26 protein-coding genes and 1 riboswitch are annotated in these 24,865 nt (G+C 71.4%); of the genes, 25 read left to right on the forward strand and 1 reads right to left on the reverse strand.

The window, feature by feature from the left end:
* The first annotated feature begins 30 nt into the window (after positions 1–30).
* From NITAL_RS16615 to aroB, 16 genes are all read left to right on the forward strand, one after another.
* Positions 31–918 (forward strand): hypothetical protein, encoded by an 888-nt coding sequence (locus NITAL_RS16615; protein WP_052667332.1) that lies wholly within the window; start codon positions 31–33, stop codon positions 916–918.
* A 210-nt stretch (positions 919–1,128) separates the two neighbouring features.
* Positions 1,129–2,376: a type II secretion system F family protein gene (locus NITAL_RS16620; RefSeq protein ID WP_052667333.1), complete on the forward strand. Its 1,248-nt coding sequence runs from the start codon at positions 1,129–1,131 to the stop codon at positions 2,374–2,376.
* 220 nt (positions 2,377–2,596) lie between these two features.
* The gene (locus NITAL_RS16625; protein ID WP_157041902.1) at positions 2,597–3,130 is read left to right on the forward strand and encodes a DUF6197 family protein; all 534 of its coding nucleotides are present in this window, start codon (positions 2,597–2,599) and stop codon (positions 3,128–3,130) included.
* A 130-nt stretch (positions 3,131–3,260) separates the two neighbouring features.
* Positions 3,261–3,353: riboswitch (cyclic di-GMP riboswitch) on the forward strand.
* A gap of 79 nt (positions 3,354–3,432) precedes the next feature.
* A complete protein-coding gene (locus NITAL_RS29230; protein ID WP_211262464.1) occupies positions 3,433–3,822 on the forward strand; it encodes a type IV pilin protein in 390 nt (129 codons plus the stop codon).
* Between the two features lie 146 nt (positions 3,823–3,968).
* Positions 3,969–4,727 (forward strand): prepilin peptidase, encoded by a 759-nt coding sequence (locus NITAL_RS16635; RefSeq protein WP_281175603.1) that lies wholly within the window; start codon positions 3,969–3,971, stop codon positions 4,725–4,727.
* A gap of 183 nt (positions 4,728–4,910) precedes the next feature.
* Positions 4,911–5,129 carry a helix-turn-helix domain-containing protein gene (locus NITAL_RS16640; RefSeq protein WP_052669745.1) on the forward strand — a complete coding sequence of 73 codons (219 nt, stop codon included), beginning with the start codon at positions 4,911–4,913 and terminating at the stop codon, positions 5,127–5,129.
* Between the two features lie 3 nt (positions 5,130–5,132).
* Positions 5,133–6,176 carry a type IV pilus assembly protein PilM gene (gene pilM / locus NITAL_RS16645; RefSeq protein ID WP_052667336.1) on the forward strand — a complete coding sequence of 348 codons (1,044 nt, stop codon included), beginning with the start codon at positions 5,133–5,135 and terminating at the stop codon, positions 6,174–6,176.
* On the forward strand, positions 6,173–6,802 hold the full coding sequence (locus tag NITAL_RS16650) for a PilN domain-containing protein (RefSeq protein WP_052667337.1): 630 nt from the start codon (positions 6,173–6,175) through the stop codon (positions 6,800–6,802). The genes pilM and NITAL_RS16650 overlap by 4 nt, the downstream gene beginning before the upstream one ends.
* The gene (pilO, locus tag NITAL_RS16655) at positions 6,799–7,446 is read left to right on the forward strand and encodes a type 4a pilus biogenesis protein PilO (RefSeq protein ID WP_052667338.1); all 648 of its coding nucleotides are present in this window, start codon (positions 6,799–6,801) and stop codon (positions 7,444–7,446) included. Before NITAL_RS16650 ends, pilO begins: the two co-directional genes overlap by 4 nt.
* On the forward strand, positions 7,443–8,153 hold the full coding sequence (locus NITAL_RS16660; protein WP_052667339.1) for a hypothetical protein: 711 nt from the start codon (positions 7,443–7,445) through the stop codon (positions 8,151–8,153). Before pilO ends, NITAL_RS16660 begins: the two co-directional genes overlap by 4 nt.
* Positions 8,154–8,311: 158 nt before the next feature.
* Positions 8,312–9,982 carry a PilV family protein gene (locus NITAL_RS16665; RefSeq protein ID WP_052667340.1) on the forward strand — a complete coding sequence of 557 codons (1,671 nt, stop codon included), beginning with the start codon at positions 8,312–8,314 and terminating at the stop codon, positions 9,980–9,982.
* A complete protein-coding gene (locus NITAL_RS16670; RefSeq protein WP_083441674.1) occupies positions 9,979–10,584 on the forward strand; it encodes a PilW family protein in 606 nt (201 codons plus the stop codon). The genes NITAL_RS16665 and NITAL_RS16670 overlap by 4 nt, the downstream gene beginning before the upstream one ends.
* A complete protein-coding gene (locus NITAL_RS16675) occupies positions 10,581–12,017 on the forward strand; it encodes a pilus assembly PilX family protein (protein ID WP_052667342.1) in 1,437 nt (478 codons plus the stop codon). Before NITAL_RS16670 ends, NITAL_RS16675 begins: the two co-directional genes overlap by 4 nt.
* 80 nt (positions 12,018–12,097) lie before the next feature.
* On the forward strand, positions 12,098–13,279 hold the full coding sequence (gene aroC, locus NITAL_RS16680; protein ID WP_052669746.1) for a chorismate synthase: 1,182 nt from the start codon (positions 12,098–12,100) through the stop codon (positions 13,277–13,279).
* A gap of 4 nt (positions 13,280–13,283) precedes the next feature.
* Complete coding sequence (locus tag NITAL_RS16685; RefSeq protein WP_052667343.1) at positions 13,284–13,838, forward strand: shikimate kinase; 555 nt, start codon at positions 13,284–13,286, stop codon at positions 13,836–13,838.
* Positions 13,835–14,956 carry a 3-dehydroquinate synthase gene (gene aroB / locus NITAL_RS16690; protein WP_052667344.1) on the forward strand — a complete coding sequence of 374 codons (1,122 nt, stop codon included), beginning with the start codon at positions 13,835–13,837 and terminating at the stop codon, positions 14,954–14,956. The genes NITAL_RS16685 and aroB overlap by 4 nt, the downstream gene beginning before the upstream one ends.
* 64 nt (positions 14,957–15,020) lie before the next feature.
* Here the strand turns inward: aroB and NITAL_RS16695 are convergent, their stop codons facing one another.
* Positions 15,021–15,818, reverse strand: coding sequence for a YciI family protein (locus NITAL_RS16695; RefSeq protein WP_052667345.1), 798 nt, complete (start codon positions 15,816–15,818; stop codon positions 15,021–15,023).
* A 303-nt stretch (positions 15,819–16,121) separates the two neighbouring features.
* Here NITAL_RS16695 and NITAL_RS16700 point away from each other — a divergent pair, with 303 nt between their 5' ends.
* The 9 genes from NITAL_RS16700 to NITAL_RS16740 all read left to right on the forward strand — a co-directional run bounded on the left by NITAL_RS16700 (position 16,122) and on the right by NITAL_RS16740 (position 24,857).
* Complete coding sequence (locus NITAL_RS16700) at positions 16,122–17,798, forward strand: S8 family serine peptidase (RefSeq protein ID WP_157041904.1); 1,677 nt, start codon at positions 16,122–16,124, stop codon at positions 17,796–17,798.
* Entirely contained in the window at positions 17,795–19,819 is a 2,025-nt protein-coding gene (locus NITAL_RS16705; RefSeq protein WP_052667347.1) for a sensor histidine kinase, read from the forward strand. The genes NITAL_RS16700 and NITAL_RS16705 overlap by 4 nt, the downstream gene beginning before the upstream one ends.
* The gene (locus NITAL_RS28130) at positions 19,816–20,214 is read left to right on the forward strand and encodes a response regulator transcription factor (protein WP_052667348.1); all 399 of its coding nucleotides are present in this window, start codon (positions 19,816–19,818) and stop codon (positions 20,212–20,214) included. Before NITAL_RS16705 ends, NITAL_RS28130 begins: the two co-directional genes overlap by 4 nt.
* 94 nt (positions 20,215–20,308) lie before the next feature.
* Complete coding sequence (locus tag NITAL_RS16715) at positions 20,309–20,764, forward strand: type II 3-dehydroquinate dehydratase (RefSeq protein WP_052667349.1); 456 nt, start codon at positions 20,309–20,311, stop codon at positions 20,762–20,764.
* Complete coding sequence (locus NITAL_RS16720) at positions 20,761–21,876, forward strand: M24 family metallopeptidase (protein ID WP_211262465.1); 1,116 nt, start codon at positions 20,761–20,763, stop codon at positions 21,874–21,876. The genes NITAL_RS16715 and NITAL_RS16720 overlap by 4 nt, the downstream gene beginning before the upstream one ends.
* 28 nt (positions 21,877–21,904) lie before the next feature.
* Positions 21,905–22,462: an elongation factor P gene (gene efp / locus NITAL_RS16725; protein WP_052667350.1), complete on the forward strand. Its 558-nt coding sequence runs from the start codon at positions 21,905–21,907 to the stop codon at positions 22,460–22,462.
* On the forward strand, positions 22,462–23,349 hold the full coding sequence (nusB, locus tag NITAL_RS16730; RefSeq protein ID WP_083441677.1) for a transcription antitermination factor NusB: 888 nt from the start codon (positions 22,462–22,464) through the stop codon (positions 23,347–23,349). The genes efp and nusB overlap by 1 nt, the downstream gene beginning before the upstream one ends.
* A 90-nt stretch (positions 23,350–23,439) precedes the next feature.
* Complete coding sequence (locus tag NITAL_RS16735) at positions 23,440–24,447, forward strand: patatin-like phospholipase family protein (protein WP_052667352.1); 1,008 nt, start codon at positions 23,440–23,442, stop codon at positions 24,445–24,447.
* A gap of 107 nt (positions 24,448–24,554) precedes the next feature.
* Positions 24,555–24,857 carry a hypothetical protein gene (locus NITAL_RS16740; protein WP_052667353.1) on the forward strand — a complete coding sequence of 101 codons (303 nt, stop codon included), beginning with the start codon at positions 24,555–24,557 and terminating at the stop codon, positions 24,855–24,857.
* The last annotated feature ends 8 nt before the right edge of the window (positions 24,858–24,865 follow it).

Genomic DNA, 24,865 nt, shown 5'->3' on the forward strand with positions numbered 1-24,865 from the left:
GTGGTTCGTCGGTGATTTCGGGGAGAAACCGTGCACGCAGCCGTGGAGGAGGTGCGCAGTCTGCTCGCGTCAGCGTGCGCCGGGTCATCTCCGGAGAACTTCCCGATCGAGGGCGAACGGCAGGTCGTCATCGCGAACATCGACCGTGCCGATGCGTTGCCCGCCGTCGGCCGAGCCCTGGCCGCCCTGATCGGGACCGGCTGGACGGCGTTCGCAGCGGAGTGGTTCGACGGTCCCTCGGACGTCATCCTCCGTATCGCCGACCGGCAGAACTTCGGGACCTTCCAGTGGCTGGCCCCGCCCCGGCGGTGTCAACCGCGGGACTGGGACATCCAGACGGTCCTCCAGGCGGCCGACTGCATGACCGATGCCGACGTGGACGACCAACTCGAGGCGTTGGAACGCGAGCGCAGCTACTTCTGGCGCGACCAGGTGGGCGTCGAGATCAGGCTGCAGCTGGCGAGTACCGAGCAGCGGTACGGGAAGGCCCCCCGCGTCAGCGATATCCCGCCGGATGCTCGGCGGACGCCAGCCTCCCTCGACCGCTGGCTGCTCGACTGGGAGCTGCGACACGGCCCACCCGAGGTTGGTAAGGAGTTCCCCGAGTGGCAGCTCGGCATCGGCCACGGCGTGAGCGTCGTCGCACTCCCATGGGCCCGGGCCGAGGTGGTCCTCGCTGCGGACCTCATCCACGGCGCTCCCGCTGTGCTCGCGGTCGCGCTGCTGGAGCGATGGCACAGGCGGTACGGGACCCGGGTGGTCAGCCACTGCGGGGCCGGCGTGGCCCTGGAGTCCGAGCGGCTACCGACAACGGTGGATGAAGCGCACTCGATCGCGAGGGCTATCGACCTGATCGCGAACGACCTGCTCGGGGGGGCAACCCGTACCAAGCGCGACGCGCGTACGCCTACGGCTTGATGAGCAGCGAGCGCTGGTGGATGTGGGGACGGCTCTGAGGCCTCGGTGATCCCACATCAGGAACGGGCTCGCCTGGGCTCGTCACGCCGCGGACGCAGCCGCCCACGCGGGCTCAAGGTCGGAGCTGGACGTGCCGTTGTTCTCCTGTGAGCGTCCGCACCCTGACCGCGTCAGGTCGACGGCGGGCTGCATGACCCACGGAGACCATCGATGGCCACCGCCACACTCTCGAAGTTCGACTACGAGGTCCGCGACCGCCAGGGCAAGATGGTCACGGGGCAGATCGAGGCCGACAACCAGGCCGCGGTCGCCGCCAAGCTCAAGTCGATGGGCTACGCGCCGCTCAAGATCTCCGAGGTCAAGACCTCCGGGATGCAGACCGAGCTCAAGATCCCGGGCTTCGGCGACAAGGTCAAGCTCAAGGACCTGGCGATCTTCTCGCGCCAGTTCGCCACGATGATCGGCTCGGGTCTCGCCCTGATCCGCGCGCTGTCGATCCTGGCCGAGCAGACGGAGAACTCCAAGCTCCGCGAGACCATCGAGGAGGTCCGGAGCGACATCGAGCAGGGCCAGGCCCTGTCCAGCTCCCTGGCCAAGCACGAGAAGGTGTTCCCGAAGCTGTACATCGCGATGGTCCGTGCCGGTGAGACCGCCGGCATGCTCGACGAGGTGCTGATCCGCGTCGCGGTGATGCTCGAAGCCGACGTCAAGCTGCGCACCAAGATCAAGTCGGCGATGACCTACCCCGTCATCGTGTTCGTGATGGCCATCCTGCTGTCCACGGTGATGCTCATCTTCATCGTGCCGGTCTTCGCCGACATGTTCGCCGACATGGGCGCCGACCTGCCGATGCTCACCCAGATGTTGGTCACGTTGTCCGGCTTCATCACCTCGTGGCTCGGCATTCTGACCTACATCGTGATCCCGACGGTTCTGTGGCAGGTCTACAAGCGGGTCCGAGCCACCGAGAAGGGCCGCTTCGCGCTCGACGTCATGAAGCTCAAGGTTCCCGTCTTCGGCATCCTGTTCCACAAGATCGCCCTGACCCGGTTCGCGCGGAACCTGTCGACGTTGATGGCCGCCGGCGTCCCGATCCTGCAAGCGCTGGAGATCACCGCGGACACGGTGAACAACGGACCGATCAGCGAAGCGATCAAGGACGTCCAGGACTCGGTGCGCCAGGGCGAGTCCATGAACTCGCCGCTCTCCCGGCACGAGATCTTCCCCCCGATGGTGGTGCAGATGATCGCCGTGGGTGAGGAGACCGGCAACGTCGACGGCATGCTCGAGAAGGTGTCGGACTTCTACGACACCGAGGTCGAGGCGATGACCGAGTCGCTCACAGCGCTCATGGAGCCGCTGATGATCGGTGTCATCGGCGGCATCGTCGGTGGCATGGTCATCGCGCTGTACATGCCGATGTTCAAGATCTTCGAGGTCATCGGGGACGCCGCCTGAAAGACCGTACGTTGACGCTGTGGCGTGTGGGGCACGCGTCCGGGACCGAGGTCGCGGAACGCTAGGTCCTTCGTCACTGGTGTCCGAAGGTCGGTCGTTCGGTCGTGCACAGAGCACCTTCGGTAGGTAACGCTGGGCGGGCGAGCCACCGCGATGCGTGGTGGACGACCGTCGGCCCGGGCCACATCGCCATCCTGGGCCCTCACGCCCGGAGGGTGCGATGTCCAAAGTGACTGCTCCGCTCAGCCTGGTCCAGGAGGCCGAACAGGCCCGCCAGGTCGTCAACGTCCTCGCCCGCCTCGAGACCCGGATCAGCGACGGCCGTTGGAGCCGCGGCTACCGCTTCGGTCCCGACGGCGGCAACTGCCTGATCGGCGCCATCGACGAGGCGTGCGGCTGGGTCCTGCCCGGCGTCGCCGAGAAGGCGACCGCCGAGCTGGCGTCGCGGCTGCCGATGCCGTTCCGCGCCATCGGTCGCGTCCGTCCGCGTCTGGCGCTGGCGAGCTTCAACGACACGGTCGGGGGGCGGCAGGGCGCCCTGGCGCTGGTCCGTGAGACGCGGTACGCGCTCGGTGGCCTGCCGTTGATCCGCTTCGGCGACGACGCTCGACCGCAGCCGTGGGTCGCGGAGCGGCAGCAGCGTCCGGTGACCCGGCCGATCGCCGAGCCAACGCCGAAGGCCGCGGCGGCCGAGCCGGACGTGGTGATCGACCTGACCGACCGGTGGGTGGCGAACGAGCCGCTGCGGCGCTGACCACCAGGACCGGACACGCTCGCGGAGCGCGGCCGACGGCCGCGCTCCGCGCACGTCCGCAGGGGTCCGGGAACTAACCCTCAAGTACGGGCAGGGCCGTGCCGTAGAGGTGTGCAGCGAACCGCAAGCGCGAAGACAAGGGCGAACCCACCGAGAGGTGGGGGTGCAGAGCCACGGGACCTCAGCTCCACCTTCATCGGAGCCGGTCAACCGAGCTGCCTCGCGCAGGGGCCTGGGGCCGCTGTGAGGAGGATGCGTGCGGGCCGCGTGACCTTCATACGAACTCACAGGAGACACCGCCAGTGCTCAGCACCTGGGTCCAGTCCAAGAAGGACGAAGAGGGCTTCACGCTCATCGAGCTCCTCGTCGTCGTCATCATCATCGGCATCCTCGCCGCCATCGCCATCCCGGTCTTCCTCGCCCAGCGCGAGCGGGCGTGGCGTTCCGAGATGCAATCCGATCTTCGCAACGCTGCCGTCTCGATGGAGACCTACTACACCGACAACGGCATCTACGATGCCGCAGCCCTGACCGATGGAACCTTCGGCTTCCAGGCCAGCCCTGACACCACCGTCGGTGTGACGACAGTGGATCCGTTCCAGGAGTACTGCCTCCAGGCAGTGCACACCAAGCTGACGGCCGAGACCTGGATCCTGGGCTCCGGCCAGGCGCTTGAGCAGGGAACCTGCTGACACGAACAGGCGCGAAGGTGGGGCGGCCTGCGGGCCGCCCCACCCCCGTTCCAGCAGGCGCAAGCTAGGGTCCGCGCGCCGACGCAAGGGGAAGGGCCCCGGTGCAGCTACTCGTCGCCGTGCTCAGCGGGTCCGTGGGCCTCGCGGTGGGCTCGTTCGCGAACGTGCCGATCCACCGCTGGCCGCGTCAGGGCACCGTAACGGAGCCCAAGCGTTCGGCGTGCCCATCCTGCGGGACCCTTATCGCGGCACGTGACAACGTGCCCGTCGTCTCGTGGCTCGTGCTGCGGGGTCGGTGCCGCACCTGTGGCGAGGCCATCAGCCCGCGGTACCTGGTCGTCGAGGTCATCACCGCGGTGCTGTTCGCGGGCGTGGCCTGGATCTGGTGGGAGCAGCCGGTCCTGCTGCTGACCTTCCTGGTCTTCACCTGGTCGCTGGTGGTCGCCACCGCGATCGACCTCGAGCATCGCATCATCCCCAACCGCTTGACCTACCGGTTGCCGTTCGTGCTGCTGCCGCTGCTGATCGCGCATGCCCTGCTGACAGACACCCTCACCGACCTCCGTCGCGGGGTCATCGCGGGCCTCGCCATCCCCTTCGGGATGTTCCTGCTCTCCGAGCTGTTCCGCCTCCTGCGTGGCCAGAGCGGGATGGGCATGGGCGACGTCAAGCTCGCCGTCTCGCTCGGCCTGGTGGTCGGCTACCTCGGCGGCATCCAGCTGGTCGCCTTCGCGTACGGCACGATCATCAGCGCGGTCGTGGTCGCGTTCGGCCTCATCGCCGTCGGTCGCGCGAAGCTGGCCAGCCGCATCCCGTTCGGGCCCTACCTCGCGATCGGGGCGATGTTGCCGGTGCTGGCACCGCAGGGGACCGAACGCGTCGTCCGGTCGGTCCTCGGGCTGTAGCGCGTAGCACGCCTGCCGTGTCGGAGCGAACATCCTCGGCCCGGTCCTCAAGTGGCGTGGCACGGGTGCCGAACGATGCAGGAGACGCGCTCGTGAGGCCGCCGTGCCTCCCGAGGTCCGTGTCACCTGATGAGACCGGTGCCAGCACCTGAGGTGCCGTTCCGGCAGACCGAGGTGGGGCACATGCCAGGTGAGACCCGCAGGACCGAGGCCGTCGGCCCCGTCCTGACCGTGGCGGAGGTCGCCGACGCGCTGCGCGTGTCGTCGATGACCGTCTACCGCCTCGTGAAGGCCGGCGAGCTGCCCGCCCTCCGGGTCGGCAAGAACATCCGCATCCGCGCCAACGACCTCGACGGGTACCTCGCGTCGGGCGCCGTGGCGCGTGACCACGTGAACGGCTGAACGGTGGGATCGAGCGCGGTCGGCATCGACATCGGTACCCGGACCATCACCCTCGCAGAGGTGAAGCAGGTCCGCGGTGCGGCGACCATCACCAACTTCGGCGGCGTCGAGCTGCCCGAGGACGCGGTACGCGAGGGCGAGATCGTCGACCTCAGCGTCGTCTCCCGGGCGCTCTCCGAGCTGCTGTCCTCCGCCAAGGTGGGGACCAAGAAGGTGTTCCTCGGCGTCGCCAACCAGCGCGTCGTGGTCCGCCAGGTGGACCTCCCCTGGATGGAGCCCAAGGAGCTGAAGGCGTCGCTGCGCTACCAGGTCCAGGAGTTCCTCCCGATCCCGGTGGAGGAGGCCGAGCTCGACGTCCACGTGGTGGAGGAGTTCACCACCGAGGGCGGCGAACGCTTCCAGCGGCTGCTGCTGGTCGCCGGTCACCGCGACATGGTCGCCTCGCACGTTGACGCCGCTGTCGACGCGGGCCTCAAGCCCCTCGGCGTCGACCTCAACCCGTTCGCGGTGCTGCGCTCCATGGGGCGCACCTCGCGGATCGACACGGGCAACGAGGTCGTCATCGACGTCGGTGCGGGCGTGACCGACATCGTGGTCCACGAGGCCGGCACGCCGACCTTCGTGCGCATCCTCGTGCTCGGCGGAGACGACATCACGAGCGCGCTGGCCTCCGGGCTCGGGATCAGCAGCCAGGAGGCCGAGGCCCGCAAGCGTCAGCTCGGCATCGGCGGGGACCCGTCCGATGTCGCCGCGCGCATCGTGTCCGACCGCGCCGAGCAGTTCGTGGACGAGATCCGCAGCTCGCTCGACTACTACCAGGCCCAGGCCGGCGCGTCCCGCCTGTCCAACGTGGTCCTGACCGGCGGTGGTGCGTTGCTTCGTGGTCTGGCCCCGCGACTGGAGGCGGCCCTCCGCCTGCCGGTCCAGATCGGCAGCGTCTTCGACCGGTTCCCGGTCAAGGGCACGGTCTACGGCCCGGAGGACCTCGCCCACGTCGGGCCGAACCTCGCGGTCGCCGTCGGCCTGGCACTCGGAGGTCTCGAATGAGCGTCAAGGTCAACCTGCTCCCACAGGAGCAGACCGCACGCCAGTCGGCGAACCGGCAACGCAACGGCGTCATCGCCGGCGGCGTCGCGGTCCTCGCCGTACTCGGGGCGGTCACCGTCTGGCAGGACGGACGCGTCGCCGAGGCCGAGGACCGGCTGACCGGGGAGCAGGCCGTGCTGGCCAGCCTCCAAGCCGAGGTCACGCAGCTCGACGAGTTCGCCGACCTCGAACGCCGGGTCACCGAGTCCGACACGCTGATCGTCCAGGCGCTGGCCGGCGAGACATCGTTCGCCGGGATCCTGCAGGACATCGCCGCGGTGATGCCCTCCGACGCCCAGCTCGAAACGCTCGCGATCACCCTCGACGGTGAGATGGAGCCCGGGACCGAGTCCGTGTCGCTGGGCTCGTTCGTGGCGGTCGGCAAGAGCCTCAACAACCACGCACCGGGCCTCGAACGGCTCCTGTTGGAGCTCGACAAGGTCAACGCGTTCCACGACCTGTTCTTCACCAGCTCGATCCTCGAGGAACCGACCGACCCCTACCCGACCTTCACGGTCGAGGGCCAGCTCGGGCTCGACATCCTCACCGGCCGGTACTTCACCGGCGTTCCGGAGGGACTCCGATGAAGCGCGTGACGCTCCTACTGACCGGGCTCGGTCTCGTCCTGCTGGTCGTGGCCTGGTTCATGCTCGTCTGGTCGCCACGGGCGGATGCTCTCGCCGAGACCGAGGTGCAGATCGCCAACGTCCAGACCGAGCAGACCACCGCTCGCAGCCGCATCCTGGCGCTCCAGGGGGTGCGCGAACAGGCGCCCCAGTTGCAGGCCGACCTGGCCGCCGCTGAGTCGTTGCTCCCGCGGGACACGGCGCTGCCGTCGGCGCTGCGCCAGCTCCAGCAGGCGGCCGATGCGAGCAACGCCAACCTGGTCTCGGTCTCGCCGGCACGCCCGGAACCGGTGGAAGGCGCGCCGGCTGGGCTCTACGCGATGACGGTGAACGCGGAGCTCAAGGGCACCTACTTCCAGATCATCGACGTCCTCCGACGCCTGGAGGACCCGGCCATCTCGCCCCGCGGCTTCGTGTGGGGAGCGGCGACCTTCGCCATCGACGAGACGGCACCCGATCTGACCGTCGCGTTGAGCGGCCGCATGTTCGCCGTGCTCCCCGCGCCGCCGCCACCCCCGGGAGCCGCTGAGGCTGCTGGGGAGGGCACGGAAGAGACCCCGGACGACGCCGATGAGGGCGAAGAAGGCGCGGAGGTGACCCAGTGAGCGAGTTCTCCGAAACGACCGCCACCATCGACAAGCCGTCGTCACGCAACCCGCTGGTGCTGGTGCTCGCCGTGGTCGGTGCCCTGCTCGCAGGTGCGCTGGTCTGGTTCTTCATCGTCGCCCCGCTGCTGGCGGGCGACGAGGAGGCCGACCTCGACGTGGTGCCTGGCGCTGCCGCAGAGGCTGCGCAGGACACGGCCGACGCACCGGCGCCCGACGCCGGTACGGCGGACGCCGCGGCGGTCCCGATCGTGACCTACGAGGTGTTCCTCGACCGCGATCCCTTCGACCCCGTCGTCCCCGAGCCCACGTCGGCCACGTCGACGACCGACACGACCACAGCCACCGGTGGGGTCGGCGACACGACGGACGGCTCCGGCGGTACCACGGACCTGACGGGCGGGACCACCGATGGTGCGACGGACGGTGGGACCACCGACGGCGGGACGACCGACCCGACCGACGGCTGCACGTCGGGCGACCAGCTCGTGTGCGACGGTCGCGTGGTGTCCCTCGTCGACATCCGCACCGCCGACGACGGCGAACGCGTCGCCGTGATCCAGGTCGACACGACGATCTACGAGGCACGCGTCGGGGAGACCTTCGCCGGCAGCTTCCGCGTCCAGTCGATCACCGGGGACCGGGTCTACCTGCTGTACGGCGACGATGCGTTCGAGCTCCAGGAGGGCGATCGCGTCCTCAAGTGACGCACCTGCCTCACGCGCCACGCTGCTACCGGAACGGCCGCCTTCGGGCGGCCGTCCCGCGTGTCTGGCTAAAGGTGTGAGCCGCCCGAGCCGATGCACCGGCGGGGACGGCCGCATCGATCGGCGGCGCTACCAGCCCGAGCTGAGGGGAAGAACACGTGACCAGACTCCGGTGGTGGCACCTCACCTCCGATGACGGTGAGGAAGGCCTCGGCCTGATCGAGGTCATCATCGCCGTCTTCGTGCTGTCGGTGGCGCTGCTCGCGCTCGCGTCCGTGGGGACGAGCTCGCTCGTCGCGCTGCGGCTGACCCGTGACCGCGAGCAGGCGACGAACGCCGCGTCGACGGCGATCGAGGAGGCGCGAGCGCTCGCCTTCGAGGCGCTGGCGATGGAAGCCGGGTCCGATCCGATGACGCTTCCCGCGGACGTCCGTACCGCGATGAACGTCACATCGTCCACCTGTGTCGACGGCGAAGCACTGGTCATCGACGCGGCCTCCCCGCGGCCGGTGCAGCTGACCCAGACGTCCGGGACCAACAACGCCCACACCGTGTACACGGTCGTCACCTGGGCCGAAGGGGACTGCACGACGACCAACGCGGGCCTGAAGCGTGTGACCGTCCTCGTGACCTGGCAGGACGGCCAGCGGTTCAGTTCGGTACGGAACGAGACCCTCGTCGCTCCTGCTGGGCGTGGGTTGCCCAACCCGAACTTCGACGTGAAGCCGAGGGCCGGGTCACTGTTCCTGACGACGGATCAGGTCGCAGCCGGTGAGCCTCGCTGCATCGAACACCAGCTCCGCAACCTCGGCGCGGGCGACTCGTACGGGTACGAGGTGACGGCGGCGACGATCGCGGGGAGCACCACGGCGTTCAGTCCCGCGGGGGTCGGCGGGTTCACGGTCCCGAGCGGTGGGTGGACCGTCTACGCCCACCTCGAACCGGGTGATACCGAGAGCCGGGCCGGCGAGCCACCGGAGACCAACGCCGATCGGTTCGTGCCCGAGGCGGGAAGCCCGCGCCCGGTCGCACCCCTGCGGCTCGAGGCGGGGGAGCAGGGCCTGCTCACCCTGTGCTGGACACCTTCGAGCGGCGCCGTCGACGACGTCGAGGTCACCATCGCCATCCACTCGCGGTTCGACGATCGACGGTTCGAGACGCTCACCCACACCCTCCGCCTCGGGGATCCGGTGAAGCGGCTCTACCTCCAGGACTGGAACGACCTCGAGGCGCACCCCCGTGGGGAGCCGGGCAACAACGACAACCAGCTGCGCTACCGCGCGCAGGTCATGAACCCCCGCGGGACGGGCGCGTCTGCCGACCGTGACCAGTTGCCCGCGGACACCCTCCAGGACTGGTCCACCGAGTTCTCCCCGCTACTGCCGGGCATCCGCGTCCCGCGGACGTCCGGGAACAACCCGCGGCTCGACCAGATCGAGTACCGCTACCAGCTGCCGGCACCGGCGAAGATGCTGCCGGGCGCCACGTTGCACCTGTGGCACGCCCCGAGCAACGCCCTGCCGGACCAGACCCCGGCGTCGACGAGGGTCGAGCTGCAGGTCGAACTCGACGTCCTGCTCGAGAGCGACGGCAACAACAACCGCGTCTGGCCCGACGCGGCTCCCTACACCCATACCTACATCTACGACCACGTCGACCCGGGCTTCCGGCGCCAGTCGATCCCCCTGCCGTTCACCGACACGGTCGCGATCGCTGCCAACCAGCGCATCCGGGTGCGCATCACCTGTCTGCCGGGCTCGGTCCAGGACTGCAACCTGGCGCTGGACACGCTCGAGCACGACTCCCACCTGGAGGTCCGGCTCCAATGACCCCCTCACGCGTCGCTCGTCGTACCGGAGATGCCGGTTTCACGTTGGTGGAGCTGCTCGTGGCACTCACCATCATGGGGATCGTGATGGCCGCGATCACCTCGACGGTCATCTCCTCCCTGCAGCTCGAACAGCGCCAGTCCACCCTCCAGGACGTGATCGACGACGGCAGGATCTCGCTGCAGGCGATCCGACGCGAGCTGCGCGCGGCGAGGCGCGTGCACGAGGGCTCGGACACGATGGCCCTCCGCTTCTGGGTCGATCAGAACCAGGACCAGATCGTGACCCCGGAGGAGGAGATCTGCTACCTGGTCGAACCCATCGGGACGACCGGTGGTCAGTGGCAGATCTCGCGGTGGACGCACGCCACCGAGCCCGAGCACTGCGAGCCGGGTGCGACGCCCCCGACGGGTGACCGTCGGGTCGTGGCGAGGACGCTGACCGATCCGAACGCGTTCGTCGAGTACCTGCCGGTCCCGGCCGGGCCGGATCAACCGGCGACCCGTGAGGTGCACGTGGTGCTCGAGCTCGAGGTCGTCGGCGTCCGCAACTTCACCTCCACGACCGTGGAGACTTCGATCCGACTGAGGAACGTGCCGTGATGCGCATACACCGTGACGAGGAGGGCATCGCGCTGATCACTGCCCTGCTCGCCGTCCTCATACTCGGCGGCCTCTCGGCCGTCTTCGTCTCACGGGCGACCACCGAGACTCGGGCGTCCGGTGCGTCACGCGACCACGAGGTCGCCATCCACACGGCTGAGGCGGCCGCGGACGTGCAGATCGCGGCACTCAACGCGCTCGACACGCACGTGACGCTGGACAACGCCGGGGTAGCCGTGCAGGGCCCTGCGTCCGACGACGTCGCCGCGCAGTGGGCTCGTGGCCTCCTGGACCGTATGGCGGGCAGCGATGCCTGGATCGACGGCGACACCGGCCAGGCCTACGCGGTCCGGCCCGTCGACACGGATGGCGAGCCAGCCAACGCGATCTACGCGGTCGGTGCGACCCCGTCGTTCGACGCACCCAACGCCCGTGTCCGGGTCATCAAGATGCAGGTCGCGCAGGACAACTTCATCCCCCGGTTCGCCCTCCTGACCGACGGGTCGCTGAAGCTCGGTGGCAACGCCGCGATCGTCAGCCCCACCTGTGACACGAACGTGCCCGAGACCTGCATCGCGGATGTGCACGTGAACGAGGGCTTCACCAACCCGGGCGGCGCCTCGACCATCGAGGGTCAGGTCCGCGTGGCCGGCGGGACCTGCCCGAGCGGGGTGACCGCGGTCAACGGGTGCGTCGACGACGACGTCGCGCCGTACCCGATCCCGGCGTTCACCGCGCGATCCTTCTACATGCGTGACCTCGACCAGCTGCGCGCCGACCCCGACCCCGGGCGCCTGGTGGAGTGGTACGACCTCTGCCCGGACGGCACGGTCCGGTCGCCGTCCAGCGGCGGCCCGTGCACCGGGACGCAGCTGTGGCCGGCCGACGATTCTGCCAACAACTTCCGGGGCTGGGACTGGAAGGCATCGCAGAACGAGTGGAGCTCCACCAACCTCGACTCCGGGGTGTTCTACGTCTACCGGGCCAACGCGTCCGTCAACGGCTCGGCCGGCGAGGGGCAGCGTGCCGTGTCGATCATCGTGGAAGGTGGCGGGGTCAGCGCCAACCGCTCCGGCAACCTGGAGATCAAGGGCAACCCGGCGCTGCAAGCCGCGTTGCCGGACGTGCTGTTCATCACCGACCGCGACCTGGCCATGTCGGGCACGGCCAGCGGTGGCTCCGGCACCGAGTGCGGGCAGGACGGGGCGTCCTACTCGGGAGTCATCGGTGTGGTCGAACAGATCGACGTCGGTGGCACGGTCGAGCTCCGCGGCGCGATCATCGTCCGGGACGAGACCGATGACTCCAACGTGGTGCAGCGCAACAACGCGTCGATCCACGGGACGATGTGCCTCCAGTACGACGACAACCTCGCGATCGACCTGACGGGCATCTGGGTCGTCACGTTCTGGAACGAGCTGCTCGGGGGCTGACGGGATGGGGGGAGGGCGGCGGTAGGCTCCGGCCGATCGCCGCCCTCACTTCGTCGACCCGAGGCTCGTCCGTGCCGCGCCTGCGTTACCTCACCGCGGGGGAGTCCCACGGCCCCGCGCTGGTGGCCACCCTCGAAGGGCTGCCGGCCGGCCTCCAGGTGTCCAGCCAGGACCTGGTCGCCGAGCTGTCGCGTCGTCGCCTCGGGCACGGTCGCTCGCCGCGGATGGCGTTCGAGGAGGACCGCGTCGAGGTCCTCGGTGGCGTCCGCCACGGGGTGACCCTGGGGTCACCGGTGAGCGTCGTGATTCACAACACCGAGTGGCCCAAGTGGGTCGACGCGATGGACCCCGAACCGCGCGACGACCTCGACGAGATCCGCGCCACCGGTCGCGGCCAGCGGCTGACCCGGCCCCGCCCAGGGCACGCTGACCTCACCGCCGCGTTGAAGTACGGCTACGACGACGTCCGTGACGCCCTCGAGCGTGCGTCGGCCCGCGAGACGGCCGCCCGCGTCGTGGTCGGCACCTACGCCAAGCGCCTCCTCGCCGAGGTCGGCATCTCGGTCGTCAGCCACGTGGTCAACATCGGTGGCGAGCAGGTCCCGGACGGCGCCGCCCGCCCCGGCCCGGACGACCTCGACACGGTCGACGCCTCGTCGGTCCGCTGCTTCGACCCGGACACCGATGCGCGCATGGTCGCCCGCATCGACGCGGCGCACGCCGACAAGGACACCCTCGGCGGCACCATCGAGGTGCTCGCCTACGGGCTGCCGCCCGGGCTCGGCAGCCACGTCCACTGGGACCGCAAGCTCGACACCCGCCTCGCCGCCGCCTGCCTGTCGGTCCAGGCCATGAAGGGCGTGGAGTTCGGCGACGGGTTCGACCTCGCGTCGCGTCCCGGCTCGCAGGCCCACGACGAGATCGTCCGCGAGGACGACGGCACCTACCGGCGGCTCAGCGACCGGGCCGGCGGGCTCGAGGCCGGGATGTCGACCGGCCAGCCCCTGCGTCTGCGCGTGGCGATGAAACCGATCTCCTCACTACCGCAGCCGCTCGCCACCGTCGACCTCGACACCCATCAGCCCGCGCAGGCCATCACCCAACGATCCGACGCCTGCGCCGTCCCACGTGCCGGCGTCGTGCTGGAGTCCGTCGTGGCGTTCGAGCTGGCCGACGCGCTGCTCGAGAAGACCGGCGGTGACCAGGTCAGCGAGGTGCGTCGCAACCTCGACGGGTACCTGTCCTCCCTCGAGGGACGGTGACACCGTGAGCCGCAACGTCGCGCTCTACGGGATGATGGGTGTCGGCAAGACCACCGTCGGCCGCGCCGTCGCCGACCGGCTCGGCCGCCGTTTCGCCGACACCGACGCCGAGATCGTGCGCTGGACCGGCAGCTCCATCCCCGAGCTGTTCCTCGAGCACGGCGAGCCCGGCTTCCGCGACATCGAACGCCAGGTGGTCGAGGAGCTCGCCGGGTACCACGACCTGGTGATCGCCCTCGGGGGCGGGGCGGTCCTGCGCGACGACAACGTCGCCTCGCTGCTGCTGACCGGCGTGCTGGTGGAGCTGCGCACCACCCCCGAGGTCCTGCTCGAGCGGCTCACGACCGAGGCTGCCGGCCGGCCGCTGCTGGCAGGCGAGGACCTCGACACCCGGATCCGGGCGACCCTCGCGGCGCGGCAGGACCGCTACGCCGAGGTCGCCGACATCACCGTCGACGCCGGCCGGGACCTGCACACGGTCGTCGAGGACGTGGTCGCCTTCGCCCGCGAGGCTGGCGACGTCCTCACCCCCTCCGAGCACGAACAGGTGATGTCGTGACCCTGCCCGAGGCGACCGAGGGGCCGACCGTCGTGCCCGTCGCCCTCTCCCGTGATCCCTACCCGGTGATCGTCGGTGACGACCTCGGGCAGGTGCTGCGCGAGGCTCCACTGCCCGCGACGGCCTCCGCGGCGCTGGTGGTGACCCAGGAGCCGGTCGTCGCGGCCGGCCACGTCGACCCCGTCGAGGCCGTCCTGAGCGACGCCGGACTCACGGTGACCCGTCACCTGGTCCGCGACGGCGAGCACGCCAAGGACGCGGCCACCCTCGCGGAGCTGTGGGACGTCTGTGCCCAGCTGCCCCTGACCCGCGGCGACCTGGTCGTCGCCGTCGGCGGGGGGGTGGTGGGGGACCTCGCCGGGTTCCTCGCCGCGACCTGGAACCGCGGTGTCGCCGTGCTGCAGGTGCCGACCACGCTGCTCGCCCAGGTCGACGCGGCCATCGGCGGCAAGACCGGCATCAACCTCGCCGCCGGCAAGAACCTCGTCGGCGCGTTCCACCAGCCGGTCGCCGTCGCCTGCGGGGTCGACACCCTCACGACGCTCAGCCCACGCGTGCGCACGGAGGGCCTCGGCGAGGTCGTCAAGTACGGGCTCATCGCCGATCCCGGCATCCTCGACCTGCTCGAGACCGAGCCGGACGCGGTCCTCGCCGGCGACCGCGAACTGCTGCACGAGCTGGTCGTACGGTCGGCCCAGGTGAAGGCCGCCGTGGTCGCCGCCGACGAGCGCGAGGGCGGGGTCCGCGCTCACCTGAACCTCGGCCACACCTACGGCCACGCGGTCGAGACCCTCACCGGCTACGGCGAGGTCCTGCACGGCGAGGCGGTCGCGATCGGCACCGTCGTGGCGCTGCGTCTCGGCGAGCGGCTCGGCCTCACCCCGCCCGACGTCGTGACCCGCGGCGAGGCGATCCTCGACCGTCTCGGCCTGCCGACGCGCGGACCGCTCCTGGACCGTTCGGCGGTGTGGGACGTGGTCGCCCGCGACAAGAAGGCCACCCGCGACGGCGTGCGCTGGATCGTCCTCGAGGGCCTCGCGATGCCCACGGTCATCACCCCCGATCGGGCGGACCTCGACACCGTCCTCGACGACCTCACCGCCGCCTCGGCGCGCTGACGCCGCACGGCGTCGCGCCCATCGCCAACGGAGGTGGAGCGCCTGGGTGGGGTCGGGGCCGCGCTCATCCGCTCCACATCGGCTCGCCGTGGGTGAGGTCGGCGGCGCGGCGTGCCAGGTGGCGGCGTTCGGCGCCTTCCGGTGCGACCGCCAGCGCCTGCGTGTAGGCGTCCGCTGCCTCCCGGTGGCGGCCCGCCCTGCGCAGCAGCTCCGCGCGGGCGGCCGGCAGGCGGTGGCTGCGGTGCAGCCTCGCGTCGTCCATCAGCGGGACCAGCGCCGCCAGGCCGGCATCCGGGCCGTCGCGTCCGGCGACCGCGATCGCCCGGTTGAGCGCGACGACGGTCTCCGGAGGATGGAGGACCGCGCCACCGAGGAGGACGTCCGCGTGAGCACGGCCGAAGGCGTCGTGTTCGGCGACGGCCGCGTCCCACGCGTCGGTACCCGGCTGATCCTCTTCGCCTGGCGCGCCGTGGAGGACGGCGAGGTAGCGGTCGGTTCCCGCGGGGGCCGTGACCTCGGGCTGCCAGACGGCGTCGACGAGGGGTCGGACCTCGAGCGTTCCGGTCGTGGCCGTCGGGATGGCGGCCGCGAGCTCGAGGGCGTGATCGAGGTCGTCGGCCTCGAAGACGAAGAACCCGCCGAGCACCTCGGCGGCCTCGGTGAAGGGCCCCTCGGTCACCACGGGGCCGTCGAGGCCGTGCCGGATGACGTACGCCGTGGGTGCCAGCGCCTCGCCGCCCACGATGGCCTCGCCGGCGATCTCGCCGAAGCGGTCGAAGGCCTGGACGTCGGCGTCCCACTCTGGGGTGCCGGGCTGGCTGGCCTCGGACTCGATGTCGTGCAACAGGACCAGGTACTGCACCGTGATCGCTCCTCCTCGTGCGGACCGCCGGTCGCGTGTCCGTCACCGAGGTGACGAACGCCCGGGCACGTCCTCGACACCGGCGGCGCACCCGTCCGCTCGGCGCACGGTAGGCGTTCGTCGTGGGACGGGAGGGGCGCCCGTGGCCACGTGGGGCGGTGGATGGGTGCAGGACTAGCCCGGATGCCCCAGGGGACCGCGCCCGTTCAGCACCGGGTGTGACCCCCCGGACCATCTTCGTCAAGCCGGCACCCAGCGTTACCGATGACTACGGAGAGGCGTCGGCGTCACGGAGGGTGCTGCGTGCGAACGTGCAAGCGACCATGGTTGGTCGGCCTGCTGCTGGCAGGCCTGATCGCCACGTCCGGAGCCGCCGCGTCGGCCGCGCCGGGGGAGCCGGTCGACGTCATCGTCCGCGCCTCGGACAGCGCCGAGGCGGCACGTGCCGTGACCGGCCTCGGTGGTGCGGTCCGCTCGGAGCTGGCCTACCTCGGCGGCGTCACCGCCACCCTCGATGCCACCGCCGTCGACACCCTCCGTGCCCGCGGCGACGTCCTCGTGACCCTCGACCACCCCCTCGAACTGTCCGCCACCGACCTCGTGGACTCCGGTCCGGACCTCGTCGCCGACCAGGCCCAACTGGCCGCCATGAACCTGCCCCCGCACTGGACGCCCGCCTCGGGCTCCGGGGTCGGGGTCGCGCTGCTCGACACCGGTGTCGCCGACGTGCCCGAGCTCGGCGACCGCGTCATCCGGGGCCCCGACTACAGCGGTGACGGTGACGGCATCGACCGCCACGGGCACGGCACCTTCATGGCCGGGCTGATCGCCGGCGACGGCCGCGTCAACGGCACCGACAGCCCGCGCTTCGGCGTGGCCCCCGGTGCCCACATCGTCTCGGTCAAGCTCGCCGGCCGCGACGGGGTCACCTCGCTGTCGCGCGTCCTCGACGCCGTCGGCTGGGTGATCGTCAACCAGGACGAGCACGCCGTCCGCATCCTCAGCCTGTCCCTCGGTGTCCCGACCAACCGGGCCCCGCAGGCCGACCCGCTCGCCCACGCGGTCGAAGCCGCCTGGGCGTCCGGCATCACCGTCGTCACCGCCGCCGGCAACGAGGGCGAGCGTTCGGTCACCTCGCCTGGCCGCGACCCCTGGGTCATCACCGTCGGTGCCACCGACGCGACCTCGTCGACCCTCACCGTCCCGGACTGGTCGGGCTCCGGCAAGGTCGTCGGTAACGACAAGCCCGAGGTCCTCGCGCCGGGGGTCAGCACCGTCTCCCTCCGCGCTCCCGGATCCGCCGTCGACGAGGACTTCCCCGAGGCCCACGTCGACGACCGCTACATGCGCGGTAGCGGCACCTCGATGTCGACGGCGCTGGTGGCCGGCGGCGTCGCCGTGCTCGCCGAGCTGCGCCCGTACGCCACCCCCGACGACCTCAAGGGCGCGCTGGCCTCGACCGGGACCACGATCGGCGATGCGATCGGCACGGCCGTGGACCTGGCGGCGGCGGACCTCGCCGAGCCGGACCCCTCCTGGCGCCAGACGCACCCGATCGCATTCAGGGGCCCGAAGGGCCCGCTGAAAGCGATGCCGTGGCAGGACCGCGACGCCCCCGGCGTCGGTGAGGCCTGGCAGCGTGCCCGCTGGCTCGACGGTGAGTGGCAGCGCGCCCGCTGGCTCGACGAGGACTGGGCCCGTGCCCGCTGGCTCGACGACGAGTGGGCCCGTGCCCGGTGGCTCGACGACGAGTGGGCCCGCGCCCGCTGGCTCGAGACCGAGTGGCAGCGTGCCCGCTGGCTGGAGGCCAGCTTCGCCCGCGCCCGCTGGCTCGACACCAACTTCTCCCGGGCCCGCTGGCTCGAGGCCGACTGGGCGCGCGCTCGCTGGTTGAGCGTGGGCTGGTCCGCCGACGCCGAGCTCGAACCCTTCGCCTCCTGGGGCGCCGCACCGGCGACGACGGGACGTTCACGACCGTGAGAGCGCGCATCGGTGGCTTGATCGCGGTCGAGCTGCTCCTCGTGCTCCTCGGCCTGTGGATCGTCTCGGCCAACCCCGTCCCCGTGGCCGCACCTGGCGTCCTCGGCATCGCCGTGTTCGCCGTGGTGCTGATGGGGCTCAACCTGCTGCCACGCATCTACCTCGAGCATCGCCGTCACGGGTGCTGGATCACCCCCTCCGATGGCGCGATCCTCGTCGGGCTGTTCACGCTCGGGCCCTTCGGCTTCGTCGCCGCGACGCTGTGCGCCGAGGTGGTGCCCGCCGTCCGGTACCGCCAGGCACCCCTCAAGCTGGTCTTCAACCTGGTGAGCATGCTCGGTGGGTACACCGCGGCCGCGGCCACGTTCGCGCTCCTCGGCCGTGTCGACCCGCTCGACCCCCTCGCGTGGGCCGCGGGCCTGGCGGCGATGGCTGCCTGCGCCATCTGGGACGTGGTCTCCACGGCGGCGCTGTTCTCCATCGCCGAGAAGCGCCCGTTCCGCGAGATGGTCAACGGCGTTGGACCGGCGCTGCTGCTGAGCCTCCTGCTGTCGGCCGCGCTCGGGCTCGTCGCGCTGGTGCTGTTGCACGAGACGCCGTTCGGCGCGGTGCTGGTCGCGCCGGTGCTCGCCATCCTGGTCGTCAGCACCCGGTCGGTGAGCCACGCCCAGGCCGAACGCAACCGTCTGGAGCGGCTCTACACCGCCTCCGGCAACCTCGCCCGGCTCGTCACACGCAACGAGGCGTTGGCCGCCATCGCCACCGAGGGCAAGACCCTCATCACCGGTGGTGCGGCGGTCTGCCTCACCGAACGTCCCGATGGTTCCTGGATCGGGGTGCTGGTCGACGACGACGGGGCACGGGATCTGCCGTCACTGGCGGTCGCGCGGTTGCTCACGGCGACCAGCGACGGCGAGCAGGGCGTGGCGGCCGTCCCGGCCGACGCGCTCGACGCGGGCCTGCCGGACCTGCCGAGCCTGGCCTGGGCCACCGGCACCGCCGACCCGGACGTCCGGGTGGTGCTCGCGGTCCTCCTCGACCTGCCGTCGGACGAACAGGCGTCGCACCGCGTCGACGTGCTCGCCACCTTCGTCGCCCACGCGGCCACCGTGCTGGCCAACGTCGAGCTGCACGAGGACGTCCAGGAAGCCCTCGACCACCAGGTGGAGCTCAACCGGCAGAAGGGCGAGTTCGTCGCCGCGGTCTCGCACGAGCTGCGGACCCCGCTGGCGAGCATGATCGGTGCCGTCCAGACCGTCCAGCGCGCCCACAGCCGCATGACCCCCGAGCAGCTGTCCGACATCCTGGCGCTCGGCAGCGCCCAGGGGGCACGCCTGCGCAGCCTCATCGAGGACCTGCTCCTCGTCGCCGCGGCCGAGCACCAGGCCGTCCGCGTGCAGGATGCCGACGTCGAACCTGGCGACCTGCTCGACGCCGTCGTCGCCGAGCTGACCCCCGACGCCCGTGAGCGCCTGCGCCTCCACGCCGGGGAGGTCAGCCCGTTCCTCACCGACCGCGACAAGGTCCACCGGATCCTGCTCAACCTCATCGACAACGCCCGCAAGTACGCACCGGAGGGGCCGATCGACCTCGCGGTCAGCACCGTGGGCGACCAGGTGCGTTTCACCGTCGACGACGCCGGGCCGGGCATCCGGCACGAGGACCGTGAGCGCATCTTCGAACGCTTCGTGCAGCTCGACCAGTCCTCGACCCGACGCAACGGTGGGACGGGCCTCGGCCTGCACCTGTGCCGGCAGCTCGCCGAGCTGCTCGGTGGCGGGCTGACCGTCACCGGATCACCCACCGGCGGCGCGCGCTTCACCCTGCTGATCCCCGCTCGCCCCTGCCGCCCACCCGTCGCCGTCGGCGGCGAGGTGGCGGCCGAAGGTCCGTCGTACCGCCCGGGGCGTTCCCCCACCCCGAACATCGTGCGTTCGCCCCTGCGGCGCACACCGGCACCGTCCCGCCAGATCCCCGCCGACGTCGTCTCGGCCTCACCGCACGTTGGAGGGTCATCGTGACCAGCGCCACCTACAACCGCGTCCGGCGGGTCCTCATCGCAGATGACGAGCCGACCATCCGTCACCTGCTGGAGCTCAACCTCCGTGCCGAGGGCCTGGACGTGGTGGTGTGCGAGGACGGCGACAGCGCCTACGCGGCCGCTCGCTCGGCGCCGCCCGACCTGTTCATCCTCGACGTGATGATGCCGGGCCGCGATGGTCTCGACCTGCTGCGTGACCTGCGCTGCGACCCGCTGACCGCCAACGTCCCGGTCGTCCTGCTGACCGCCAAGGCCACCGACGCGGAGGTCTGGGAGGGCTGGACCGCCGGCGCCGACTACTACATCACCAAGCCGTTCGACCTCGAGGAGGTCCTGACCTTCATCCGCTACCTCGGGACGCCCGGCAGCGAGTGATCCTGGGCGGTCCACGGCCTCCACGGAGGGGGCGGTCCGGTACGGCGCGCGGTCGGCGGGCTAGCGTTGCCCCGACGTCGTCCGAGGAGCTCGTGTGCCCCGCATCCTGCTGTTGCACGGGCCGAACCTCTCCCAGCTCGGCAGCCGCGACCCCACCATCTACGGGGATGCCACGCTGGCCGACGTGGTCGCCGCTGCCCGCGCCGAGGCGATCGGCGCCGGCGCGCAGCTCGACGACGAGCAACACGAGGGCGAGGCGGACCTGCTCCGGCGCCTGCACCTCGCCCGGACCGACGGGACCGACGCGGTCGTGATCAACGCGGGGGCGCTGACCCACTACAGCTTCGCGCTGCGCGACGCGCTCGAGATGCTCGACGTGCCCATCGTGGAGGTGCACCTGTCGAACATCCACGCCCGCGAGGAGTTCCGCCACACGTCCGTGACCGGCGCGGTCGCCGACGGGATCATCGCCGGGTTCGGTATCGACGGCTACCCGCTGGCGGTGCGAGCGGCGCTCGCGCTGCTCGACCGGCGTGCCGCCGCGACGTGAGCGAGGCGGTCGCGATGCGTCCGGACACCGCGGCCCGCCGTGCCCGCCTACGACCGGCGCTCGACGCCCTCGGGCTGGACCTGCTGCTGGTGACCTCACCCCCGAACGTGGCCTACCTCACCGGTTTCACCGGCTCGAACGGGCAGCTGCTCGTCGCCCGGGACCCGACCGGCGACCGGCTCATCACCGACGACCGGTACACGGGACGTGCCGCCGACGAGGCTCCGGACCTCGAGGTCGTCGCATCCCGTGACCCCGGCGGCGTCGCGATCGTCACCGTCGCTGCGGTGGCGGGCGACCGGCACCTCGGGGTCGAGGCCGACGACCTGAGCTGGTCGGCGGCCGAGCGGCTACGGGCGAGGGCCGACGAACGCGACGTCGAGGTCGTGGCCACCAGCGACCTGGTCGAGCCCCTGCGCGTGGTCAAGGACGACCACGAGGTGGCGCTGCTCGCACGAGCGTGCCGGGTCACCACCACGGCCCTCGAGGAGCTGTTCGCGCAGCGGCTGGAGGTCGGCGCGACCGAGCGTGACCTGGCGGTGTGGTTGGAGCGACGGTTCGTCGACCTCGGGGCGGACGGGGTCGCGTTCCCCTCCATCGTCGCGAGTGGACCGAACGGTGCCGTCCCGCACCACGCGCCGACCGGACGCCCGCTCATCACCGGCGATCTGGTCACCATCGACTGCGGCGCTGCGGTGGGCGGCTACCACGCCGACTGCACCCGGACCGTGGCGGTCGGGGCAGCGACGGGCGAGCTGGTGGCGGTCCACGAGGTGGTGGAGGCAGCCCAGGCCGCCGGCCGCGCCGCGGCGGTGGCCGGAGCGACGGCCGGCGACGTCGACGCCGCCGCTCGCGCGGTCATCGACGAGGCCGGGTACGGCGCCGCGTTCGTCCACGGCACCGGGCACGGGGTCGGCCTCGAGATCCACGAGGCACCGGCGGTCGCCCGGGGGTCAGCTGCTACGCTCGTGCCCGGCACGGCGCTGACCGTCGAACCGGGCGTCTACCTCCCCGGGATCGGCGGCGTCCGCATCGAGGACACCATCGTGGTCACCGCGGACGGTGCCCCGCGCGTGCTGACCGACACCCCCCGCAGCCTGCGCGTCCCCTAGCGGCGCGCTCCGACCCACAGGCGCCGACGTGGTCTCCACCAACAGCTTCAAGACCGGCATGACCCTGCTGCTCGACGGCAAGCTGCAACAGATCATCGACTTCCAGCACGTCAAGCCCGGCAAGGGCGGGGCGTTCGTGCGCTCCAAGCTGAAGAACGTCGAGACCGGGAAGGTCATCGACCACACCTTCCGCGCCGGCATCGACGTCGAGCAGGCCATCGTCGAGCGTCGCGACCTGCAGTTCCTGTACCGCGAGGGCGACGATTTCGTCCTCATGGATGCCGAGAGCTTCGAGCAGCAGCACGCCTCGTCGGCGGCCATGGGGGACGCGGTCAACTACCTGCGCGAGGGCGACACGGTGCAGGTGTCGTTCTTCGACGGTCGCATCGTCGGCGTCGACCTGCCGGCGTCGGTCGAGCTCGAGGTCACCCACACCGAGCCGGGCGTGTCGGGCAACACCGCCACCAGCGCGACCAAGCCTGCGACGCTCGAGACCGGGCTCGAGGTGCAGGTGCCGCTGTTCATCGACATCGGCGAGAAGATCAAGGTGGACACGCGCAGCGGTAGCTACATGTCGCGCGCCTGATGGCCGACCCTCAGCCGTCCGCCGACGCCCCCGACACGGGGGCGTCGCCGCGTGGTGCCAAGGAGCGGCGGGGGCGTCGCCGGGTGGACACCCGCGATCCGCGACGTTCCCGCGAACGGGCGCTGAAGATCCTGTTCCAGGCGGACGTGCGGGGCGACGACCCGGCGGCGTTGCTCGCCGCCATCGTCGACGACCCGCGTGCCTGGGCCATGCTCGACGACCTCGACCCCGACGAGGCCGCCGACCTCGCACCTGCGGTGGATGCTGCGGATGCGACGGCGGACGCCGAACCGCACCTGGTCGCCGAGGAGGCCCGGCGGCGCAAGGCCCTGGCGCTGGATGGTTTCACCCGCTCGCTCGTCCAGGGTGTCGCCGATCACCGCGGTGACCTCGACGAGCTCATCCAGGTGTACGCACGTCGCTGGACGGTCGCCCGGATGCCTGCGATCGACCGGAACCTGCTCCGGCTCGGCACCTACGAGCTCACCCACGAGGTGACCTCGCCGGCCGTGGTGATCAACGAGGTCATCGAGCTGGCCAAGCGCCTGTCGACCGAGGACTCGGGGCGCTACGTCAACGGCGTCCTCGAGGCGATCCGCAAGCACCTCGCGGCCGAACGCGCGACCGGTCCTGACGGTGCGGTCCCGCCCGCGATCGAGCCCGCCGTCGCCGATGCGGCTGAGGCCCCGCCGTTCGAACCGCAGGCTGCCGTCGTCACCGACGCGGTGCTGCCGCCTCCCGACGACGAGGGGGACGCGGTCGACCTGATCGGCGAGCTCGATGCCGAGCCGGACCTCGACCCCACGGACGAGGTCGACGTCACGGACGAGGGCGAGGACCCGGGGGAGGACCAGCCCGGCGGCGGTGCCCAGCAGCAGCTCTTCTGAACGGGCGGTGACCGCGGAGCCACGCTCGCCCACCACCGACGTCGCAGCCGCCCTCTAGCGTCAGGGTTGATCGACGGGAGGTGACGCGGCGTGCGTGCGGACGTGGTGCTCGAGGGCGGTGGTGCGAAGGGCGTCGCGCTCGCCGGTGCCGTCGCGGGTCTGCTCGACCGGGGGGTCGAGGTGCAACGGGTGGCCGGCACGTCCGCGGGGGCGATCGTCGCGGCGCTGGTTGCCGCCGGGCTGCCGGGGGACCGGCTGGCACGCCTGGCCACGGACACCGCACTCGCCGAGCTGGTGCCCGAGACCCGGCTGCGGTGGCTCGGACCGCCGGGGCGCGGGCTCGCTGCCGTGCTCGGACGGGGCCAGCGCGACCACCGACCGCTGAAGGCGTGGCTGGCCGAGCAGCTCGCCGATCTCGGGGTCGAGACCTTCGGTGACCTCGCCCTGGACGACCCCGACACGGGCGGCTCGCCGCTGGCCGCCGCCGGCGGGCGCGCGTCGAGCAGCCGTCTCGTCCTCGCCGTCTCCGACGTCAGCCGTGGCCGGCGGGTGCTGCTGCCGTGGGAACTGCCCGACTACGGGATCGATCCGGCCCGGTTCCGGGTCGTCGATGCCGTGGCCGCGTCGGCCGCGATCCCGGTCGTGTTCGAACCCGTCCGGCTGCACCTGGCCGCGGACGCGCCCGTCCGCGTCGGCGCTCGGGGCCGCGAGGCGGTGCTGGTCGACGGCGGCCTCACCTCGAACTACCCGGTCGACGTCTTCGACCGCACCGACGGTCGGCGACCGCGCTGGCCGACCATCGGCGTCAAGCTGTCGGCGCGGCCCGACGCCCCGTCACCCGTCGCCCGGGTGAGCGGGCCCATCGGCTACCTCCGCGCCGTGGTCACGACCGCGGTGGTCGCGGGCGACCACCAGGTCCTCGAGGACCCGTGCATCGTGGAGCGGACCGTCTTCGTGGACACCGCGGACGTGGGCGCGCTCGAGTTCGACCTCACGCGGGCGCAGCGGACCGAGCTGGTCGCCGACGGACGAGCGGCGGCGGACCGGTGGCTGGACCGCTGGGACGAGGAGGCCTACCTCCGCCGCTGCCGCCCCTGACCCTGCCGATCGGCGGTCACCGTCCACAGCCCGGTGGTGACGGACCTCGACCGGTCGCCGATCACCTGGCAGCCTGGACCGAGCGCACCCGGGGGAGATGAGGCACGATGGCGGTCGACGAGCGAGCACGGCACGAGCTGCACTCGCGGCTCGACGAGGTGCTCGGCCCCGATGTGACGACGACGCTGATGGGACTCTTGCCTCCGGTGGGGTGGGCCGATGTCGCCACCCGACGCGACCTCGATGCGCTCGAGGCCCGTCTCACGTCCCGCTTCGAGGCGAGCCTGCACCGTGAGCTCGGTGGCCTCCGGTCCGAGCTGAACCAACAGACCCGCACCTTGTTCTTCAGCCTGACCGGGGTGCTGCTGACGCTCGCGGGTCTGGCGCTGGCCGCGATCCGCTTCGCCTGACGCTCCAG

This window comes from Nitriliruptor alkaliphilus DSM 45188, from assembly GCF_000969705.1.
Taxonomy (GTDB): Bacteria; Actinomycetota; Nitriliruptoria; order Nitriliruptorales; family Nitriliruptoraceae; genus Nitriliruptor; species Nitriliruptor alkaliphilus.

Excerpts from the sequence above, each read along its gene's own strand:
- NITAL_RS16620 (WP_052667333.1), top strand. The coding sequence starts at position 1,129 with ATGGCCACCGCCACACTCTCGAAGTTCGACTACGAGGTCCGCGACCGC.
- NITAL_RS16625 (WP_157041902.1), top strand. The coding sequence starts at position 2,597 with ATGTCCAAAGTGACTGCTCCGCTCAGCCTGGTCCAGGAGGCCGAACAG.
- NITAL_RS16640 (WP_052669745.1), top strand. The coding sequence starts at position 4,911 with ATGCCAGGTGAGACCCGCAGGACCGAGGCCGTCGGCCCCGTCCTGACC.
- NITAL_RS16650 (WP_052667337.1), top strand. The coding sequence starts at position 6,173 with ATGAGCGTCAAGGTCAACCTGCTCCCACAGGAGCAGACCGCACGCCAG.
- pilO (WP_052667338.1), top strand. The coding sequence starts at position 6,799 with ATGAAGCGCGTGACGCTCCTACTGACCGGGCTCGGTCTCGTCCTGCTG.
- NITAL_RS16670 (WP_083441674.1), top strand. The coding sequence starts at position 9,979 with ATGACCCCCTCACGCGTCGCTCGTCGTACCGGAGATGCCGGTTTCACG.
- nusB (WP_083441677.1), top strand. The coding sequence starts at position 22,462 with ATGGCCGACCCTCAGCCGTCCGCCGACGCCCCCGACACGGGGGCGTCG.
- NITAL_RS16740 (WP_052667353.1), top strand. The coding sequence starts at position 24,555 with ATGGCGGTCGACGAGCGAGCACGGCACGAGCTGCACTCGCGGCTCGAC.